The organism is Pseudoalteromonas sp. SiA1, from assembly GCF_018732205.1.
In the GTDB taxonomy this organism is placed as follows: Bacteria; Pseudomonadota; Gammaproteobacteria; order Enterobacterales; family Alteromonadaceae; genus Pseudoalteromonas; species Pseudoalteromonas tetraodonis.
In genome coordinates this window covers 2,940,883-2,960,949 of the sequence record NZ_CP076084.1, presented here as the reverse complement: position 1 = coordinate 2,960,949, position 20,067 = coordinate 2,940,883, and the positions used below count along the sequence as shown (strand labels likewise).

The 20,067-nt window shown below is 41.9% G+C and carries 16 protein-coding genes; 8 read left to right on the top strand and 8 right to left on the bottom strand.

What is annotated here, in order from left to right:
* The first annotated feature begins 67 nt into the window (after window positions 1-67).
* The 7 genes from KK487_RS13710 (at window position 68) to KK487_RS13680 (ending at window position 8,262) form a co-directional block, all read left to right on the top strand.
* Window positions 68-3,088: a TonB-dependent receptor domain-containing protein gene (locus KK487_RS13710; RefSeq protein WP_215521870.1), complete on the top strand. Its 3,021-nt coding sequence runs from the start codon at window positions 68-70 to the stop codon at window positions 3,086-3,088.
* A gap of 185 nt (window positions 3,089-3,273) precedes the next feature.
* Window positions 3,274-3,744, top strand: a complete 471-nt coding sequence (locus tag KK487_RS13705) for a CreA family protein (protein WP_215521869.1) — start codon at window positions 3,274-3,276, stop codon at window positions 3,742-3,744.
* A gap of 3 nt (window positions 3,745-3,747) precedes the next feature.
* Window positions 3,748-4,530 (top strand): hypothetical protein, encoded by a 783-nt coding sequence (locus KK487_RS13700; RefSeq protein WP_013465975.1) that lies wholly within the window; start codon window positions 3,748-3,750, stop codon window positions 4,528-4,530.
* 2 nt (window positions 4,531-4,532) lie between these two features.
* Window positions 4,533-5,159, top strand: a complete 627-nt coding sequence (locus tag KK487_RS13695; protein ID WP_215521868.1) for a LysE family translocator — start codon at window positions 4,533-4,535, stop codon at window positions 5,157-5,159.
* Between the two features lie 12 nt (window positions 5,160-5,171).
* Entirely contained in the window at window positions 5,172-5,666 is a 495-nt protein-coding gene (locus tag KK487_RS13690; protein ID WP_013465973.1) for a gamma-glutamylcyclotransferase family protein, read from the top strand.
* Window positions 5,667-5,693: 27 nt separating this feature from the next.
* Window positions 5,694-7,235, top strand: coding sequence for a serine hydrolase (locus KK487_RS13685; protein WP_215521867.1), 1,542 nt, complete (start codon window positions 5,694-5,696; stop codon window positions 7,233-7,235).
* Window positions 7,236-7,338: 103 nt separating this feature from the next.
* Window positions 7,339-8,262 carry a histone deacetylase family protein gene (locus tag KK487_RS13680; protein WP_028835586.1) on the top strand — a complete coding sequence of 308 codons (924 nt, stop codon included), beginning with the start codon at window positions 7,339-7,341 and terminating at the stop codon, window positions 8,260-8,262.
* Here KK487_RS13680 and KK487_RS13675 read toward each other — a convergent pair.
* Window positions 8,242-8,541: a DUF4144 family protein gene (locus tag KK487_RS13675; protein ID WP_024601707.1), complete on the bottom strand. Its 300-nt coding sequence runs from the start codon at window positions 8,539-8,541 to the stop codon at window positions 8,242-8,244. The genes KK487_RS13680 and KK487_RS13675 overlap by 21 nt on opposite strands.
* 77 nt (window positions 8,542-8,618) lie before the next feature.
* Here KK487_RS13675 and KK487_RS13670 point away from each other — a divergent pair, with 77 nt between their 5' ends.
* Window positions 8,619-11,147, top strand: a complete 2,529-nt coding sequence (locus KK487_RS13670) for an EAL domain-containing protein (RefSeq protein WP_036956731.1) — start codon at window positions 8,619-8,621, stop codon at window positions 11,145-11,147.
* Here KK487_RS13670 and KK487_RS13665 read toward each other — a convergent pair.
* The 7 genes from KK487_RS13665 to dusB all read right to left on the bottom strand — a co-directional run bounded on the left by KK487_RS13665 (window position 11,120) and on the right by dusB (window position 20,022).
* Window positions 11,120-11,935: a DUF2797 domain-containing protein gene (locus KK487_RS13665; RefSeq protein WP_028835589.1), complete on the bottom strand. Its 816-nt coding sequence runs from the start codon at window positions 11,933-11,935 to the stop codon at window positions 11,120-11,122. The two genes, KK487_RS13670 and KK487_RS13665, sit on opposite strands and share 28 nt — an antisense overlap.
* A 21-nt stretch (window positions 11,936-11,956) precedes the next feature.
* Window positions 11,957-14,497 carry an EAL domain-containing protein gene (locus KK487_RS13660; protein ID WP_215521866.1) on the bottom strand — a complete coding sequence of 847 codons (2,541 nt, stop codon included), beginning with the start codon at window positions 14,495-14,497 and terminating at the stop codon, window positions 11,957-11,959.
* Between the two features lie 95 nt (window positions 14,498-14,592).
* Window positions 14,593-15,879, bottom strand: coding sequence for a phosphoribosylamine--glycine ligase (purD, locus tag KK487_RS13655; RefSeq protein WP_058155291.1), 1,287 nt, complete (start codon window positions 15,877-15,879; stop codon window positions 14,593-14,595).
* 14 nt (window positions 15,880-15,893) lie between these two features.
* A complete protein-coding gene (locus tag KK487_RS13650) occupies window positions 15,894-16,712 on the bottom strand; it encodes a class I SAM-dependent methyltransferase (protein WP_013465965.1) in 819 nt (272 codons plus the stop codon).
* 109 nt (window positions 16,713-16,821) lie between these two features.
* Window positions 16,822-18,408, bottom strand: a complete 1,587-nt coding sequence (purH, locus tag KK487_RS13645) for a bifunctional phosphoribosylaminoimidazolecarboxamide formyltransferase/IMP cyclohydrolase (protein WP_215521865.1) — start codon at window positions 18,406-18,408, stop codon at window positions 16,822-16,824.
* Window positions 18,409-18,740: 332 nt separating this feature from the next.
* The gene (gene fis / locus KK487_RS13640) at window positions 18,741-19,031 is read right to left on the bottom strand and encodes a DNA-binding transcriptional regulator Fis (protein ID WP_002957804.1); all 291 of its coding nucleotides are present in this window, start codon (window positions 19,029-19,031) and stop codon (window positions 18,741-18,743) included.
* Window positions 19,032-19,050: 19 nt separating this feature from the next.
* Window positions 19,051-20,022: a tRNA dihydrouridine synthase DusB gene (gene dusB / locus KK487_RS13635; protein WP_024601713.1), complete on the bottom strand. Its 972-nt coding sequence runs from the start codon at window positions 20,020-20,022 to the stop codon at window positions 19,051-19,053.
* Window positions 20,023-20,067 lie beyond the last annotated feature (45 nt).

Below are 20,067 nucleotides of genomic sequence, written 5' to 3'. Positions count from 1 at the left end.
TTTAATAACTAAAAAGTTAATCAAAAACGATTTGTACTAATGGAATAATAAATAATAAGGGAAGTTTGTGAGTAATATATCAACAAAAAAATGCGCTTTAGCATTGGCTATAACAGCCAGTTTATCTGGGCATGCAATAGCAAATGACGAGGCTATTGCTCGTCAATCAACGGCTAAAGCAAGCGAAGAAGTAGTACAAGAAGCACCAGAAAAAATAACCGTAACGGGTTCGCGTTTAAAGCGTGATAGTTTTTCGGTAACAACCCCGCTGGTAACCATGGATAGAGCGTCGATTCAGGATACAGGCCTAGGCAACCTTTCAGATGTATTAATCGATAACATGCCTGCACTGAGCGAAAGTATTGGTAACACAACCAGCCAATCAAGTATTTCGGGGACCGGTTTATCAACGGTGCAGCTTCGCGACTTAGGCGCTAACAGAACGCTAACGCTTATTGATGGCCGCCGTGTGGTATCAAATAGTTATGGTGGTAACTATGTGAGTTTAAATACTATTCCAAGTGGCATGGTGGAGCGCGTTGAAATTATAAGTGGTGGTGCGTCGGCCACTTATGGAGCTGATGCGGTAGCTGGTGTAGTGAATATTATTACCCAGTCAAAAAAAGAAGGCTTTGAATTTCAAGCCCGTGGCGGTGAAACAACAGATGGTGGCGGTCGTGAGTTTACGCTTGATTTAAACTACGGAACGTCATTTGCTGATGATCGCGGTTATGTATTTGTCAGCTCAAACTGGGATCGTGATTTTGGCATGACCTTTTACGACCGTGACCGCGCCAAAATAGAAGCCGCGCATAGTTACGATGATGAGTTGATGTGTAATCAAATGTACACTGCCGATGGTTATCAGTGTATGAGTGGTATTACACAAGCTGATTGGGCAAGCAAAAGCGATGGTACCTTAGGCGGTGTATTTTTAGAAAGCAACCGAAACGATACCCAGTTTTGGTACGACGGGCAAACGCTGCGTGATGACTGGAAAGGCAATGAAGAAATTTATGGTATAAATTCGTCACAATACGTCATGCTTGATGTACCTAGTGATAACTTTTCGACCGCAATAAAAGTAGATTATGATGTAACAGACGACATTATGAGCTACTTCCAAATTCAATACAGCAAAAGTGGCTCGTTCAACGATAAGTCACCTGAAGATGAATACGAAGGGGCTTACGTACCTCGCTACGACCCAGTGACTGGCGATCCTATCGATGATATTGCCCCTGGTTACATTCCTATTGATAACCCATACGTGCCACAAGAAATTATTGACAGCAACCCATACAAAGACCGCATTTACTGGGATCGCCGCTTTGGTGAAGTAGGTAATATCAGCACCGATAACGACCGTACGACCATCCGAACTTGGGCAGGCCTACAGGGCATGATGTTTGATGATACATGGGATTGGGATATCTCTGCTGGATACGGGCAATTCAAACAACATCAAATCCGTAGTAACGAGTTAAATACGGTACGTGTCAATCAAGCACTGCAAGCTGAAAAGCTAGCCGATGGCACTATTCAATGTAAAGACGCCGAAGCGCGAGCGCAAGGATGTGTCCCGCTTAATCTATTTGGTGAAGGGTCTATTACCCCTGAAATGGCTGACTGGATCCGTACAAACCCGATTATTGATACTGAGATTCAGCAATATACGGTAATGGGTTATATCACTGGTGACCTATACGAATTACCAGCAGGTAATGTGTCTGCAGTATTTGGTGCAGAGTATCGTAAAGATTCACAAAGCCTAGATACCAGTGATGATATGAAAGCGGGCGGTATTACGTTTAACGTTGTGCCTTCTTTTTACGGTGAAGTAGAAGTGTATGAGGCATTTGCTGAACTTGCGGTGCCACTACTTAAAGATGCGCCATTTGCTAAAAGTTTGTTGGCAGAAACGTCGCTGCGTTTAGCAAATTACAGCATTGATAATATCAGCACTGTTGCCAGTTATAAGCTAGGCCTTTTATGGCAACCAATTGATGGATACATGCTACGTGCCAACTATGCACGAGCACAGCGTGCGCCGACTATCACGGAATTATTATCACCCCCTCGCGGCGATTTTGATTCATTTGATGATATTTGTGATGGTCTAACTGCAACATCAACAAACCCAGGACACGATAACTGTCGTTTAGAGCCAACCTTGGCACAAAAGCTAGCTGATGATCCTAACTTTGAATTTGAAAGTGAAGACAATAACTACTCGCCAAATACAGGTAATCCAAACTTAAAAGAAGAAACAGCCGATACCTATACCTTTGGTATTACTGTATCTCCTGAGTTTTTAGATGGCTTTAACTTAGCGGTGGATTACTACGATATTGCCATTGTTGATGCAATTGATGAAATAAGTAACGAAAACATCATGCGCGAATGTTATGACTCAGAGGCTGCGTGGGGCAGTGATAACGAATACTGTAACGATATTACTCGTAACGACGAAGGTAACATTGTAAAAATTCTACAGCGTGAATATAACTTGGATGAGTTAACTGCGCGCGGTTACGATGTCGTTGCAACTTACAAATATGACATAGGCAGCTATGGCAACTTGTCATTTAAGCTTGATTACAATCACATTATTGAAAACTCGCAAACCTATGAAGGCTTAGATGGTAACAGTGTTACTTCACAGTATGCAGGTTATGGGCGCTCAAAAGATAAAGCCGCTATGTCGATTGTATGGAAAATGGATGATTTACGTATCCGCTGGCGTACAAATTACGTAGGCGCGTTTAAAGCAAGCCAAGAAGATGAGAAAGACTACCTTGAGTATGTTGCTGCAAACGATGAGCGCTGTGCTGCGGGCGATGCCGGTTGTATTGCAAACCCAGAGCCACTTGCGTATCAAGATTATGGCTCATTTTTAAAGCATAGTTTATCAGCGTCTTACACTCTGGCACTGACTGATAAAAGTGACTTACGTGTATTTGGCGGTATTAACAATGTATTTGACGACAAAGGGGCATTTTACCCAAGTGGTCGTGGTAACTTTTATAGTGGCTACGGCGGCGGTGCCGGTCGTTATGTTTATCTAGGTGCACAATATAGCTTTTAATAACCTTTAGCTGTATTTGTTTGCAAAGGCACTCCCTCGGGCGTGCCTTTTTTATTGTGTATCTTGCTGCGAAATACCCTTTAAACCATTACAGTATTGAGTTGGTGGATAAAATTTGTTTTATCGCGGTGAAAGCGTTTAGTATAAGGCGTAACTTAATTTTTAATATGAACGAAGGACTTGCTATGAAGTATCTCAAAATGGGTGGTTTAATTCTATGCTTAGCAGGGCTTGCAGGGTGTTCTGATGATGTTGCCTCAGTGAGTCTTGGGCTATTTACCACTAAAGATGTGGTGGTTAATTCACAGCAAGACCCGCTAGTGACCGGTGTAACCTGTCATATTAGCCATATTGAGGCGAATTTAGATTTTTCAGACCCATCAGATATGTCGATTGCCTGTCGTCAAACCGGGCCAATAACACCAGACCAATTACAGTCTATCGACCGCAGTAAATCCGGTGAAGTCGTGTTTAAATCATCTAAGAGTATTTTGTTTAAGTCATTAAAAGTGCGCCGTATTTATGATGCTAAAACCCATACATTATTATATTTATCATACTCAACGAAAGAGTCTACCGGCAGTCATCATCATGCGCTCTCTACGGTGCCTTTATACAATACACAAGCATGGCAATGGGCGAAGGGGCAAGAGTAGTTTATGTTAACTCTATTTAAATCAAAGCCCTTATTGGCAGAACAAGAACAACAATGGCTGGTTGATACCTTTATATGGGCAGCAGAAAACTTTGATTTGGATTTTTTTACCAAACACAGCCAAGTTATTTTGCCAACGGTTGAGTTTTTTCCTGACTCGGTTTCAAGTATTGAGGAAATGGCCAGCAAAGTGTTTGCGCGTGTTAAGCAATACGCTGGTATGAATGAATGGCCAGTAACCTTGGTTGCACCGCAACAATTACAACCACAGGTGTTTCCACACTTTGAATTTAGTCAGCATTTACGTGGCGAAGAGTGTCATTTAATAGTACCAGCCAGTCATACTATTAATGTGTCGTTTAATCCCAATCAAATTAATCAACCGCAAGACTTAGTGGCGAGTTTTGCCGGTACGCTTGCCACCATATTAATTCATCACGTAGGGGTGCTGCCCCCAGGTGGTAAAGAGTATTTACCGCAAGCCACTGATGCCTTGGCATGTTTTTTAGGCTTTGGGGTAATGATGAGCAATACCGTGTACCAGTTTAAAGGTGGCTGTGGCTCATGTTATAACCCGTATGCAAATCGCGAAGCAGCGCTCAGTGAAACGCATACCGTATTTATGCATGCGTTAGTGAGCTACTTTAAGCAAGATAAACACTCTAAAAAACATTTAAAACCGCATTTACGAGGCCAATTTAAAAAAGCGCAAAAAGAAATAAAAGCCTTGGTTAATCAATCGGCTAACCCATTATTATTGGCTTTTTCGCCAGAGCAAGCCAGTTAAGTATGAACTATATCGATGAATTTTTATTAATTGCGGTGGCTCACTTTTTTGCGGTAGCAAGCCCTGGGCCCGACTTTGCGGTAGTCCTTAAACAAAGTGTACAACACGGTAGGCGCAATGCCTTATGGACAAGTGCAGGTGTTGGTGCGGCTATTTTATTACACATAGCCTATTGTGTATTGGGAGTTGCGCTGGTGTTAACTCAATCACCTGCGTTGTTTATGGCGCTTAAATATATAGCGGGCGCGTATTTAGCGTATTTAGGCGTGCAGGCACTGCGCGCTGCTAAACCTACAAATACCTCATCAGAACCGGCTGCAAAACCCAGCCTTGCAGCTGAGTCATCATGGCGTGCGTTTCGACGTGGCTTTTTTACCAATGCACTTAACCCTAAGGCAACTTTATTTTTTATGTCGTTGTTTACCTTGGTGATTAGCCCAACTACACCGGTAATAATACAAATGGGATACGGCGTTTATATGGCGCTTGCTACCTGGGCTTGGTTTTCTATTTTATCGCTATTGTTATCAAAAGCGCGTGTACGTGATTTTTTTCAGCAAAGTGGTTATTGGTTCGACCGCGGCATTGGCATTATTTTAATCGCACTGGCTGTGCGAGTTGTTATTTAAAGAAGGAATAGTATGGCGTTATATAATTTTTCGTTTGGCTCTAATATGTCATCTAATCGTTTATTGGCACGTTTACCTAATGCAAAACGTGTGGGTACGGCACTTTTAAAGGGCTATAAGTTAACCTTTAATATGGCCTTTTCAGATGGTTCAGGTAAATGCACTATTGTGCCGACCAATGAACCCGATGCTGTGGTATATGGGGTGGTGTATCAGCTTAATGAAGCCGAAAAAGAGATCTTAGATAAAATTGAAGGCCCTAATTACGACTGTGTTGATTTAACCGTGAGCCTTCTAGATGACGATGACATTAATGTGCACTGCTACATAGCAAACACACATGACGACACACTGCTACCTTATGATTGGTACGTGCAGCATGTATACCGCGGCGCACTTGAGGCGGGCGTACCCGAACACTACAGTCAACGCATTTTAGCTTACCCGAGTAAGCAAGATACTAATAAAGCGCGCGCCGAAATAGAATTTGCGGTTCATCAAGATTAAACAAAAATAATAACCTAAGGTAACACTATGAAACTAAAAAAATTAGCCACAGCCGCATTATTGGCTGGCTGGGCGTTTACGAGCTCTGCAGCGGTTGATACCGATAAAATTTCAGAGGTGATCAACGCCTCAATGACACGTTTTGATGTACCCGGAATGGCCGTTGCCATTGTTGAAAATGACAAAGTCGTATTCGCTAAAGGCTTTGGTGTTGCCAACCTTGATACGAATAGCAAGGTGAATAAAGACACTTTATTTGGCATTGCTTCAAATACCAAGGCATTTACCAGTGCAGCATTGGCTAAGCTGGTGGATGAAGGCAAGTTAAGCTGGGATGACCGCGTAATTGACCATCTTCCTGAGTTTAGATTGTACGACCCTTACGTTACTCGTGAAATGCGCATACGCGATTTACTTAGTCATCGTAGCGGTTTAGGGCTTGGCCAAGGCGATTTAATGATTTGGCCAAGTACAGATAAATCGGTAGCCGATATTTTATCTGGGCTGAAATATTTAAAACCTGCGAGCAGTTTTCGTAGCCAATATGCTTACAACAACCTAATGTTTGTTACCGCTGGTGAAGTTGTTGCGCGTGTATCGGGGATGAGCTGGAACGACTACATTGAAAAAAACATTCTACAGCCACTTAATATGACTAACTCGCGCGCTGGCTTTTCGCGTATCGCAAAAAATAACAAAAACTGGGCGATTGGACACATCCCAATGGATGGCAAATTGCATCCTTTTTTTGTTAATTACCTTGAAGACTTTCGAGGGGCAGGCGCCATTGCATCAAGCGTAAATGATATGAGCCAATGGCTACGTACTCAACTTGCTGGTGGCAAAATGCCTAATGGCGAGCAGCTATTTAGTGAAAAACAACAAGCACAAATGTGGCATCCACATATTACGTCACTGGCATCTAAAAGTGCCTATGAAGCGTATCATCAACAATTTAGAGGCTACGGTTTAGGTTGGAGTATAGAAGATTACCACGGCGTTAAAAAGCTGGCACATGGTGGCGGCATTTTAGGTATGGTATCGCAGGTGACTTTACTACCAGAAAAAAACGTGGGGATTGTGATATTAAGCAACCAACAAGCATTTTCTGCATTATCGGCAGTGACTCATGAAGTACTTGAAGATGTACTCGAGCTTGAAGATAAAGATTGGGTCGAAGAGTTAGCTAAAAAGCATTTTGCAGGGAAAGAAAAAGCCTATGCTAATGCCGCACCAAAAGCGCCAACAGACACTCAACCGCAATTACCTAATATAAACTACACCGGTACATTACATGATGATTGGTATGGCGATGTAATCGTTGAAGAACTAGATGGTAAATTACGCATTGATTTTACCCATACAAAACGCCTTAAAGGTGAGCTGAAGCATTACACAGGTAATACTTTTATTGTGAAGTGGGATGAAAAGTTATTAGAGGCAGATGCCTTTATTCGCTTTTCTATGAGCGCCGATAACCGCGTGGAATCGGCGAAAATGAATGCAGTTTCAACGCAGGTAACCGACTTTAGCTTTGATTTTAGAAACCTCGACTTAAAAGCTAAATAACCATAACTTTGGTTAAAGAGTCGTTTAGTATCAACCAAAGTCGCAAAGCCACCACAAGGTGGCTTTGTTATACTTGATGGGCAACTTATTTTTGGAGTTAGCTATGCGCACTGCGATTATTTCTCATCCTCACTGTCGTAAACATAAAATGATTGAAGATCATCCAGAATGCCCTGAGCGTTTAGATGCGATTAATGACCGTTTACTTGCTAGTGGACTGGATGTGGCTATAGAGCAAAAACAAGCCCCTAAAGCACTGCGCGAACATTATTTATTGGCGCACAGTGAGCAGCATATTAAGCATGTAGAAGACATGATCCCAAACGAAGGGCTCAGCGATCTTGATGGAGATACGTGGTTATGCCCCGACTCTTTAAAGGCCATTGAGCGTGCAGTCGGAGCAGGCTTACTCGCTGTTGATGAGATTTTAGAGGGTAAGTTAGACGCTGCGTTTTGTTCAGTACGCCCGCCAGGGCATCACGCTAACCGAGATAGCTCTTCTGGTTTTTGTGTGTTTAATAACCTTGCGATTGCAGTTAAATATGCACAAAGCAAAGGGGTAAAACGCATTGCCATTGTTGATTTTGACGTACACCATGGCAATGGTACTCAAGATATTTTTATGGATGATGAAAATGTGTTGCTGTGCTCGTTATTTCAATATCCATTTTATCCTAATACCGCCATTAAAAATAATGCCACACTGGTAAATTCACCTTTACCGATAGCTAGTGATGGTGCTGATTTAAAAGCACTTTATGAGCAACAATGGCTACCAAAATTAACAGAATTTAAGCCTGAGCTACTTTTTATAAGCGCGGGATTTGACGCTCATTTAGAAGATGACATGGCCAGTCTTAAGTTTGTTGAAAGTGATTATATATGGCTTACTGAGCAGTTAGCGCAATTTAGCCAACAGCATCATTGTTTAGGTATTATTTCTTATTTAGAGGGAGGGTACTCACTGTCGGCCCTCGGGCGCAGCGCGATTGCACACGTTAAAGCGTTAGTTGATTTCGGCGAGTAACGCAAACGCTTGGCTTGGTGTGAGCTGCTCTATTTTACTTAAGCAGCATTGCCCTTCTTTTGCTAAATATTCTTTTACTAGCTCTGCTAATTGGCTTGCACTGAGCGCCGTGAGCGAATGGCCGCTTAAGCTTTGATAGCCACTAACCTTATCTAAAATAATGACTTTTTGCTGTTCACTTGCTTCCATAGTGTAAATAAAGTCGTGTAAATCATTGGCGTGCTCTATTAGCTCAATTTCATTATTATAAATAATAATTTGTGGGTAACTGATGCTCATCTATTGTCCTAAATCAAATTGTTTTTTTACTGAATAATTTATAATCATTAATTGGTTTAATTTTGGAAGTAGAAGCAATGCCTCACACTAGCCGCTATCAAAAAGTATGCGATGTTTTTACCAATAAGGTGATCGCCTGCGCTAAGGATACCCCTTTAATTGAAGCGGTGAAACTAATGCGAGCGCACAATGTTAGCGCTATTTTTGTAAAACAACAGCAACAAATAATAGGCGTATGGACTGAAACCGATTGTTTAACACTTAACTTTTCTAATCGCTCACTTAGGCAGTTAGCGATTGAAAGCGTTATGTCGAGCCCTGTACTAAGTGTGCCCAGCCAACAATTATTAACCGAGACGGCCATGGTGTTTAATAAGCAGGGTGTAAGGCATTTGTTAGTCACTGATACAAATGACATTCCCAGCGGCGTGATCAGCATTACAGATATTGTAAACAATCAAGGGCTAGAGCATTACTTACAATTTAGACCTATTAATGATCAATATAATAAAAACATACGGATAGTACCGAGTTCATTGGCAATCAATGACGCGGTGAGCATGATGCGTGAATATGCAGAGAAAGTGATTTTGGTGTTTAATGAGGATGAAAATGCCCATGGCATTATTACCCAGCGCGATTTACTAAAGCTCATCACCGAGCAGCACAATCATCTTGTTTGTTGGGATTTAGCCAGTCGCCCCCTTTATCAGATAAGCCCCCAAGACAGTCTTTTTGATGCTTACAGGTTGATGTCTGAAAGTAACATTCGACATTTGGTGGTTAGCGAAAATAATCAAATTAACGGTGTATTATCGCTTGAAAACTTAATTAATGAAATTGAAACGGCTTATTGTTGTGAGCTTGAAAAAGTACTTCAGCAGCGTGATATTGCATTGCAGCATTCGCAGCGTAACTTATTTTTAGCCAATAAAATTATCGACTCCTCCCTAGATGGCATCATGATCACCGACTCGAATGGAGTGATTATGCAAGTAAACCCTGCATTTACTCATCTAACCGGTTACAAAGAATATGAGGTGATAGGTAAGCGACCCAATATGTTGAGTTCAGGGCGTCATGATAAAAACTTTTATATAAAAATGTGGGATTCGCTTGCCAAAACAGGGGTATGGCAGGGGGAAATTCATAATCGTAAAAAATCTGGCGATATTTATATTGAGTGGCTCAGTATTATAGAAATAAAAGAGCCAAGTCATAGTGAGGTGATTTACGCCGCTATTTTTAGTGACATAACTGAGCGAAAAAGCGCAGAAGAAAAAGTGGTGCAGTTAGCGTATTTTGATGAGCTAACTGGCTTACCTAACCGGCGTTTATTTAACGATAGACTTTCTATGGCACTGGCCTCAGCGCACAGAGATAAACAGATGCTAGCGGTAATGTTTATTGACCTTGACCGTTTTAAAGAGGTGAATGACAGCTTAGGCCATAATGCCGGTGATACCTTATTAAAATTAGTCTCTGAGCGCATTATTAACACCCTCAATGAGGGAGATACGCTGGCGCGATTAGGGGGCGATGAGTTTATTGTATTGTGCGAAATAAACAATGTCGAAGGTGCTATCACCCTTGCTGAGAGTATTTTAAATCACTTAAATACACCGTTTAAGCTTGAAGGCTTTGAGGTTGGTGTTACCGCGTCTATAGGGGCGGCTGTTTACCCTGATGATGGCTTAGACAGTGAAACATTATTAAAGCATGCTGATATTGCCATGTATCGCTCAAAAGATGTCGGTCGCAATTCGTTTCAGTTGTTTCAACCCTCAATGAATGCACGATCTTTAGAGCGTTTAGCGATGATGAGTCGCTTTCAACATGCGCTAGAAAATAATGAGTTTGAGCTTTATTTTCAGCCTAAGCAATGTTTAAAAACAGGGTTGATTATGGGAGCTGAAGCACTACTGCGTTGGCATGACCCTGATTTAGGCACTATTTCACCAGCGCAGTTTATTCCGCTTGCTGAAGAGCTAGGTTTAGTGGTGCGTTTAGATTTATGGGTTATAAACCAAGCAGGTAAAGAGTTAACCCTTTGGCAAGCGCAGGGGATTGATGCCGGACGTTTAGCGATTAATGTCTCTGCGTGTCATTTAAGCCAAGGTAAGTTGGCTGATAATATTAAAGCTATGCTTACTCGTTACCAATTACCTGGCAGCTTACTTGAAATTGAGCTGACCGAAAGCAGCTTTATTAGCTCGTTTTCACAGGCAAAAGAGCAACTACAACAGCTCAAAGCGCTGGGCGTGCATATTGCGCTGGATGATTTTGGTACGGGGTATTCTGCACTTAGTTATTTAACCAAATTACCGTTTAACACATTAAAAATTGATGCGAGCTTTATTGCTAAGATTCCTGATGAGTATGGCAATAGCCAAATTGTGGCGGCCATTATAGCCATGGCGACAAGTTTAGGATTGGATGTGGTTGCTGAGGGCGTTGAGCATGCCTCGCAAGAGGCACACTTAGTCGAAATAGGCTGCAATGTTATTCAGGGCTATTATTATTGCCATCCATTAACGCAGCAGCAGTGGATAGCATTTTATAACCAAGCAGCAAAAGGTTATTCTGAGTCTACACTCACTTCATAAGAGGTGAACTTACGAATATTAATAACGCCGTTATCAAAAATTAAATATTGGCCTTTAATGCCTTGTAAAATACCGCTAACAACGGGGTTTTTATCGAAGTTAAATGAGCTGATTTTGCTTGGGTATTCGCTTACAGGAAAATCAAGATTCACAACGTCTTGATCAAGCTGTTCAATAGCGGTTGCGCCAAATAACTCACTCAGCTCGGTTAGTTTTTCGCTAATTTGTGGAATAAGCTCAGCAGCCGCTGCTTTTAAATCAAGAACGTCGTTTTGTCCTTTGAGCATATTGCGCCAATTGGTTTTATCAGCAATAAACTGCGCGAGCGCCACTTCCACTAAGCCCGACTGTAAACGAGTTTGTACTTTAAAAATAGGTAATGCTTGGGTTGCCCCTTGGTCAATCCAACGGGTAGGTATTTGGGTGTGGCGAGTAATGCCTACTTTTAAACCTGATGTATTAGCTAGATATACATAATGCGGGATCATGCAGTTTTCTTCGCCCCACTGTGGCTCGCGGCAGGTGCCTTGATCGTAATGGCAGGTTTCAGGTTTCATGATACACATGTCGCAACTTGCAAGCTTGCGCATACATACAAAGCAATGCCCTTGAGAATAGCTTTTTTTAGTTTTTTTACCACAGTTAGAACACAAAATTGTGCCACTAAAAGTGAGAGTCAATTGTTTACCTATTAAAGCATTTAAATCAACCAGTTCATCACCTACAGGTAAATGATATTGAACGGGTTCTGTTAAGCTCGACTTTAATTTACGCAGTGTACCTTGCATCTTTACTTGGCCCCAAAGATGTTAAAAAGGGGAGCTTAACATTTTTAGGCGGTATTGGCTGTTCAAGAAGTCTAAATAATTATCATAAGAGAGTGCTTTTGCGTACAAATAGCCTTGGGTACGGTCAGCTTTCATAGTGTTGAGCAGCTGGTGAACTTCTTGAGTTTCTACTCCCTCAATCGTGATAGTAAGGCCCAAGTTATGTGCCATATCTATGGCTGTTTGCACAATGACCTGATGAGCCCGGTTATCGGTTAAATCAAACACAAACGACTTATCTACTTTAAGTTCACTAAAGTGATAGTTAACTAAGTAGCTAAGCGATGAATAACCAGTACCAAAATCGTCTAACACCACCTTAACGCCCAGTGTGGCAAGTTCACCAACTAAGGTGACTAACGCATCTTGATTTTCGACAAACGCTGATTCAGTCAGCTCAAACTTCAATAAATGAGGGGCAACCTGATACTTTATTAAAAGGTTTTCTACTTTTTCGGTTAAATTGGCAATGGCTAGGTTTTTTGCACTTAAATTAACGCTAATACTATGTTCAGTTATGCCCTCATTTGCCAGTTTTGCAATGTCTTTGCAGGCTTGCTCTATCACCCAAAGTGTTAATTCATTAATAATACCGGTGTGTTCGGCAAGTAGAATTAGTTTTTCTATGGAAATGTTTTTAAACTCAGTATTAGGCCAGCGTAGTAGAGCTTCGGCACCATTGACACTGTTATCTTTTAAACTAATTTGTGGTTGATAAAACAGAGCGAGCTGATCCGTTCTTATCGCTTGTTGAAGCTTAGCAGCAAGCGCAACGTCCATAGCTAAACTGCTGTCCGCAGATGATGAGCTTACCTTACTTAGACTATGTTTAGCGTTATGTAATGCCAAGTAGCCTCGTTTCAACCAAAATTCAAAGTCATCACGTTTACCAAAGGCACTAATCCCCACGCTGTAATTGAGTTGTAAGTCTAGCCCTTTGATTTGATAGGTTTTTGGTAACTTATTTACTACCCTTTTTAATAACTCTTCGAGCGTGTGTGGGCTTTGGTTTTTAGTTGAGATACAGGCAAAAACACCGCTACCTAAATCAGCAATTTTAGCGGGTTGATTAATGCCATTACTTAAGTTAAAAAATTCTCTCTCAAAGCTCAATTGGCATTCTAATTCGTGCGCAACATGCTTAATTAATTCATATCCTTGGGAGGGCGTAATAATGGTATTTAGCGAGTTAAAATGACGTATTTTAACCAAACATAAAGTGGTGGAACGTTGCTGGGCTTTGAGTGCCATAAAGGCATACTTTAACTTTGCGCTATTGAGCAGTTTTGTTTGCTGGGTATGCGTGGCATGATATAAAGCGCGCTCACGCTGATAACGAACCCGATCGGCAAGTGCCATGGCCATTAAGACAATTTCACACAAAATGGCCATTAAAAAAGCATGACGTATTGAAAAGCTATAAGTAATAACGCCTGCAAGCTCTAAAGGCTGAATGGCTGCACCAATAATCAATGGCACCCATGAAAATACGTAAAACTTAGCCCATCTAAAGCCACTTTTTAATTTGTTATAAATTAAAATAAAGCAGACGATATAAAGTAATCCCAAAATTACAAAAAATATGGGGGCAGCTATATTTTCGGGAATAAAAAAGCTTAATGTACCGAGCACTAGCATTAGCCAGAGTAAACCAACACTTAATTTATAACGCCAGCAACGGTCTTTATGATATCGCAAAAACATGGTGCAAAAAGCGAGAGTGAAAAACGCAATAGTGTAATTAACGACAATTATTTTTTCGTGAATAAACAACTGCCATTCTAGCGGCCATAAATAAAAACCAAACCCCAGCACGGTGCCCATTAATGCTATAGCACTAATAATGTAGCCAATATAAACTAAGTACACGCGGTCTTTAATGCCAAAATAGAGTAATAGGTTATATAGTGAGGCCATTAATAAGACACCCGCGAAAATTCCCCAAATGCCTGTTTGTGAGCGAACTAAATCAACAAATACATTATGGCGATATAAGTGAATTGGAGTTTTACTGATCCCCACAGTATCTATTTTTATAATTAGTCGTTGTGTAGATTGGCCATCGAGGTTAAAGCGAATGTGGGGCACGCTGTACTTAAATAAAGTAAGACGTGGCTCTTTATCGCCAAGCTTATAAGTGTCGAGTAGTTGGTTGTTACTATTGAGCCGATATATGGTGAGATGATCTACCATCGGGTTATCAAAGTGGGCAACCACATCTTCTTGTTGGCTGCTTTTGTTTTCTAAATCGAGGCGTAACCAATAATTTTGCTGTTCAAAGCTCCAAGGTATATCGTTAAATTCTTGCTGTGTAAATAGCGCCTGCTTGGTCATTACTTCTGCAAAACTTTGTGTTTTGCTTTTGTCTATGTAATACGCATGATCGAGGTAAACAGGGGTTATTTTATCTATGGTATAGCGTGATGGCATCACAAAGTTTGTTGCCAATGTGCTGATAATAAAAAAGATAAAAATAAGTATTACAACTGCTACCGCATGGTAGCGCAAGGTTTTAAATTCCAATATTAATCTATGTCCAGATTACTTTTTTATAGTGTAGCAGTAAAAAGCGCAGATAATCTGCGCTTTTATAAAATTTACTCGTTAGTTATCAATCGTTATGATTGTTCACGAGCAATTGCGCGATAAGCAATGTCAGTACGGTATTCCATGCCATCCCAGTTGATTTCATCAACCAGTTTATAGGCACGCTGCTGCGCTTGTGTAACTGTATTACCCAGTGCAGTAGCACACAGTACACGACCACCGGCAGTCACTACGTTATCGCCGTCTTGCTTAGTCCCTGCATGGAAGACTTTTTCGCCTTCAGGGTAAGTTACTTTCAAGCCACTGATAGCATCGCCTTTCGGGTAACTATCAGGGTAGCCTTTAGCGGCTAAAACAACACCTACTGCAGCGCGTGAATCAAACTCAATGGTGGTTTTATCAAGCTCTACACGGTTAGCAGCTTCAATCAATTCAACTAAGTCTGATTGTAAGCGTAGCATCATAGGTTGTGTTTCAGGGTCGCCAAAACGACAGTTATATTCAATAACCTTTGGTGTGCCTGTCTCATCTATCATCAAGCCTGCATACAAAAAGCCAGTGTACGGATGGCCTTCGCTAGCCATACCTTCTACCGTTGGGTAGATCACTTCGTTCATAATGCGCTGATGAATTTCATCGGTTACTACAGGCGCTGGTGAGTATGCACCCATACCGCCAGTGTTAGGACCTTGATCGCCATTGTAAGCGCGTTTATGGTCTTGGCTGGTTGCAAACGGCAGTACGTTTTTACCATCAACCATGACTATAAACGACGCTTCTTCACCTTCTAAAAACTCTTCAATGACTACACGACTACCGGCGTCACCAAAGGCATTACCCGCAAGCATATCGCGAATAGCCTCTTCAGCATCGCGTTCGTCCATAGCAACAATCACGCCTTTACCAGCCGCTAAACCATCGGCTTTAATAACAATCGGTGCGCCTTTTTCTTTTAAATAAGCAAGCGCAGGGTCGATTTGTTCAAACGTTTGGTAATCAGCGGTTGGAATAGCATGACGTGCTAAAAAGTCTTTAGTGAACGATTTAGACCCTTCAAGCTGGGCAGCACCGGCGGTTGGGCCGAAAATAGCTAAGCCGTGTTCACGGAACTTATCAACAACCCCTAATACTAGCGGTACTTCAGGGCCAACAATGGTTAGCTCAACATTATTTTGTTGTGCAAAGCTTAGCAGTCCATCAAGGTCTTCAACGTTAATTGCTACGTTCTCAAGTTTTGGCTCAAGAGCTGTGCCCGCATTACCTGGAGCAACATAAACAGTGTTAACTTTTGTATTTTGAGCGGCCTTAAACGCAAGTGCGTGTTCGCGGCCGCCGCTGCCAATGACTAATACATTCATGGCGAATATCCTATTTAAAGCGGTTTTTTAAATTTCAGCGTCATACGGTCGCTTTCACCTATGGCTTTATATTTAGCGGCATCTTGCTCGCCAAGTCTAAGGCTCGGTGGAAGGGTCCATACCCCTTTAGGGTGATCGGCTGTATCAAGAGGGTTTGCATTAATATCGCTTTTTGCTTCAAGTTCAAAACCAGCTTGTTCAGCAAGTGCAATAACCACACTTTGCTTCATATAACCTGATGATTTTTGCATCTCATCATCTTGCTCTTCTGGTAGGCGGTGTTCAACCACACCTAAAGTGCCGCCTGGTTTAAGTGCTTTGTAAAAAGACTTAAACGCATTGCTTGCAGCTTCTTTATCTTTGCTCATGTACCAGTTATGGACATTACGAAAAGTCAGTACCATATCGGCGCTAGCCGCAGGAGCAATATCTAAATGTGTAGATGGGGCAAACTCAGTGAGTTTAACGTGACTAAAGCGGGCATCTTCAGCGATTTTAGCCTTAAAGCCAGCAAGAGAACGTTGGTAATAACCAACCGATGAATCAGCAGGGAAGTGCGCAGCATAATAGGTGCCTTGCTCTTTCAGCGCTGGCGCTAAAATTTCACTGTACCAACCACCACCTGGGGCAATTTCTACCACGGTCATAGATGGTTTAAAGCCAAAAAATTCGAGTGTTTCTACAGGGTTGCGGTATTGATCGCGCTCACTGCTACGCTCGCTTGCTTTAACTGCATTTGTTAATGCTGAGTCGTGGCCATGGTTATGTGCCAACGCCATTGTTGAGCTTAATGACAGTGTGGCAACCAGTAGAGATTTTAGTGCAAATTTCATCGTCTAATCCTTCACATTATAATTGTTAGTCATGGTTATAGAATAAGCAGAATACGTGAATTTGGTGCAAACAAAAAGAGCTAACTGAACCCGTTAGCTCTTTATGTGATTAATGACGGAAGTGGCGCATACCGGTAAACACCATTGCCATTCCAGCTTCGTCAGCGGCCGCAATCACTTCTTCATCGCGCATTGAACCACCTGGTTGGATAACAGCAGTAATGCCAGCCTCTGCAGCTGCATCAATACCATCGCGGAATGGGAAGAATGCATCTGATGCCATCACTGAGCCTTTTACTTCAAGGCTTTCATCAGCGGCTTTAATACCGGCAATTTTAGCTGAGTAAACGCGGCTCATTTGGCCCGCACCTACACCTATAGTCATACCGTCGCGGGCATAAACAATGGCGTTTGATTTAACAAATTTAGCCACTTTCCAGCAGAATAATAAATCTTTAAGCTCTTGCTCAGAAGGTTGGCGCTTAGACACAACCGTTAAGTCGCCTTGCGTTACCATGCCTAAATCACGGTCTTGAATAAGTACACCGCCATTTACACGCTTAATGTCGTGACCTGTGCCTTTAGCTGAGAATTCACCACACTCTAATAAACGCACGTTTTGTTTAGCTGATACTATTTGAGCGGCTTCTGCACTTACGCTTGGTGCAATAATAACTTCAACAAATTGACGTTCAACAATCGCTTGTGCAGTTTTAGCATCAAGTTCTTGGTTAAAAGCAATAATGCCGCCAAATGCTGACGTTGGGTCAGTTTTAAAGGCGCGCTCGTACGCTTCTAAGATATTATTACCAATTGAAACACCACATGGGTTAGCGTGTTTTACAATAACACACGCAGGTACATCAAATTCTTTTACACACTCAAGTGCAGCATCGGTGTCGGCAATATTGTTAAACGATAATGCTTTACCTTGCAGTTGAGTCGCTGTTGCCACTGACGCTTCAGTGATGTCGTTCTCAACATAAAACGCGGCATCTTGATGCGAATTTTCACCGTAGCGCATATCTTGCTTTTTAGTGAATTGCATATTGATAGTACGCGGGAACTTAGTATCGATAGCGGCTTCCTCTGTGTAATCAGGAACCATCTTACCGAAGTAGTTAGCAATCATGCCATCGTACTGCGCTGTATGCTCATACGCTGCAATAGCTAAGTCAAAGCGTGTTTTGTAGGTTGTTGAGCCGTTGTTATTTTGCATTTCGTTAATAACACGGTCGTAGTCGCTTGCGTTAACAATGATCGTCACATCTTTGTGATTTTTAGCTGCCGCACGTACCATGGTTGGGCCACCAATATCGATGTTTTCAATAGCATCTTCAAGGCTGCAGTTTTCTTGAGCGACAGTATTCGCAAAGGGGTATAAGTTAACTACAACGATGTCGATAGCAGAGATATTGTTATCTGCCATTACGTCTTCATCTTGGCCACGACGAGCAAGAATGCCGCCATGAATTTTTGGATGTAGGGTTTTTACGCGACCATCCATGATCTCAGGGTGACCGGTGTGATCTGATACTTCAGTTACTTTAATTGCATTGTCAGCAAGTAGTTTACACGTGCCGCCAGTTGAAAGTATTTCAACACCTTGTGCTTCTAGTGCACGGGCAAATTCAACAATACCGGTTTTGTCTGACACACTCAAAAGTGCGCGACGTATAGGACGATGTGTATCCATTGTAGTTTGATTTCCTCAGTTAATGAGCTAGCTTAGAAGCGCGTATTTTAACTGATTACGACTCAAAAAACGACTTATAACGACCCATAAAGCGTGAGCATTTTGCAATTTCGTTAATAAATTTTACAAATAAAAAAAGCACCCTAAGGTGCTTTTTACTCAAAATACTTTATACCAGCTGTATTGGATTAGTAAGCAATTATAACGACAGAGAAATAAGTCAATAACAAGGCAAAAATTTTGCTGTGTAGTTATTCTACATAAAAAATTTTTAACGCAGTTAGGGGCTTATTTAGCTCGTTAGAATGATTACGGTTTCAATATAGCTGGTATTAGTTCATACCGTATTTTTTAAGCTTTTTACGTAAAGTACCACGGTTGATACCTAGTAAAATTGCCGCACGAGTTTGATTGCCACGTGTGTAAGTCATTACTTCTTCAAGCAATGGCGCTTCTAGCTCAGAAAGAACAAGGTCGTAAACGTCTTGCACATCTTGACCGTTAAGCTGCTTTAAGTAGTGGTGAACAGCTTTTTTCACTGCATCACGCAATGGCTGCGGTTTCTCGTGTGACTGAACATGAGGGTTAGTGATAAATGGAGAAGTCACGTTTTGTTCGAACATTATAAAGTCTCTTTCTTTCTTAGTTAGCTGCTAGTGTTTTAAAGTATTGCTCTAATGCGACGACCTGTGCCTCTGAATTGTCGAGCGCATTAAATACTCGCCTAAACTGACCGTCACTGTCATGGGTTTGCAAATACCAAGATACATGTTTGCGAGCGATTCGTGCTCCCATTGGCTCACCGTAAAACACATGGAGGTTAGTTAAATGCTCCATTAAAATACTGCGCACCTCTGCTATAGCAGGTGGCTGCATATGTTCACCAGTTCGCAAATAGTGGTCTATCTCCCTAAATATCCAAGGGCGACCTTGGGCGGCTCGACCAATCATAATGGCATCTGCACCCGTATAGTCCAAAACCTGCTTTGCTTTTTCAGGTGATGTAATATCACCATTAGCAACGACAGGTATCGACACTGAACGCTTTATATCCCTAATTGTGGCGTACTCAGCATCACCTTTATACATACATGCGCGCGTGCGCCCATGTACAGCCAGTGATGCAATGCCATAACGTTCAGCTATTCTTGCAATCTCTACACCATTACGGTTGTCCTGATCCCATCCGGTACGGATTTTAAGTGTCACAGGTATATCAACCGCGTTTACTACGGCATCAATAATCTCTTCCACGAGTTCTGGAAACTGTAATAAGGCTGAGCCTGCAAGTTTCTTGTTCACTTTTTTTGCTGGGCACCCCATATTGATATCTATGATCTGTGCACCGTTTGCAACATTGAATTGTGCGGCCTGTGCCATAAGCTCAGGGTCTGCTCCTGCAATTTGCACCGCACGTATACCCGACTCACCAGAATGATCCATTCGGTTCATCGACTTTTCGGTTTTCCAAACCTTCGGATTAGACGACAGCATTTCAGACACAGCAAGGCCAGCGCCTAAACGACGACATAGCTGTCTAAATGGTCTGTCCGTTATGCCCGCCATAGGCGCGACAATGACATTATTCTCAAGTTGGTATGAACCGATACGCACGATATTCAATAGGCCTCTTTTCAAGGGGCGCTAAGTTTACGGCTT

Bases quoted from the DNA above. Each gene is read 5' to 3' on its own strand.
- KK487_RS13690 (WP_013465973.1), top strand. From the start codon at position 5,172: ATGGCGTTATATAATTTTTCGTTTGGCTCTAATATGTCATCTAATCGT.
- KK487_RS13680 (WP_028835586.1), top strand. From the start codon at position 7,339: ATGCGCACTGCGATTATTTCTCATCCTCACTGTCGTAAACATAAAATG.
- purD (WP_058155291.1), bottom strand. From the start codon at position 15,879: ATGAATGTATTAGTCATTGGCAGCGGCGGCCGCGAACACGCACTTGCG.
- KK487_RS13670 (WP_036956731.1), top strand. From the start codon at position 8,619: ATGCCTCACACTAGCCGCTATCAAAAAGTATGCGATGTTTTTACCAAT.
- KK487_RS13675 (WP_024601707.1), bottom strand. From the start codon at position 8,541: ATGAGCATCAGTTACCCACAAATTATTATTTATAATAATGAAATTGAG.
- purH (WP_215521865.1), bottom strand. From the start codon at position 18,408: ATGGATACACATCGTCCTATACGTCGCGCACTTTTGAGTGTGTCAGAC.
- KK487_RS13695 (WP_215521868.1), top strand. From the start codon at position 4,533: ATGAACTATATCGATGAATTTTTATTAATTGCGGTGGCTCACTTTTTT.
- KK487_RS13685 (WP_215521867.1), top strand. From the start codon at position 5,694: ATGAAACTAAAAAAATTAGCCACAGCCGCATTATTGGCTGGCTGGGCG.
- KK487_RS13665 (WP_028835589.1), bottom strand. From the start codon at position 11,935: ATGCAAGGTACACTGCGTAAATTAAAGTCGAGCTTAACAGAACCCGTT.
- fis (WP_002957804.1), bottom strand. From the start codon at position 19,031: ATGTTCGAACAAAACGTGACTTCTCCATTTATCACTAACCCTCATGTT.
- KK487_RS13650 (WP_013465965.1), bottom strand. From the start codon at position 16,712: ATGAAATTTGCACTAAAATCTCTACTGGTTGCCACACTGTCATTAAGC.
- KK487_RS13700 (WP_013465975.1), top strand. From the start codon at position 3,748: ATGTTAACTCTATTTAAATCAAAGCCCTTATTGGCAGAACAAGAACAA.
- KK487_RS13705 (WP_215521869.1), top strand. From the start codon at position 3,274: ATGAAGTATCTCAAAATGGGTGGTTTAATTCTATGCTTAGCAGGGCTT.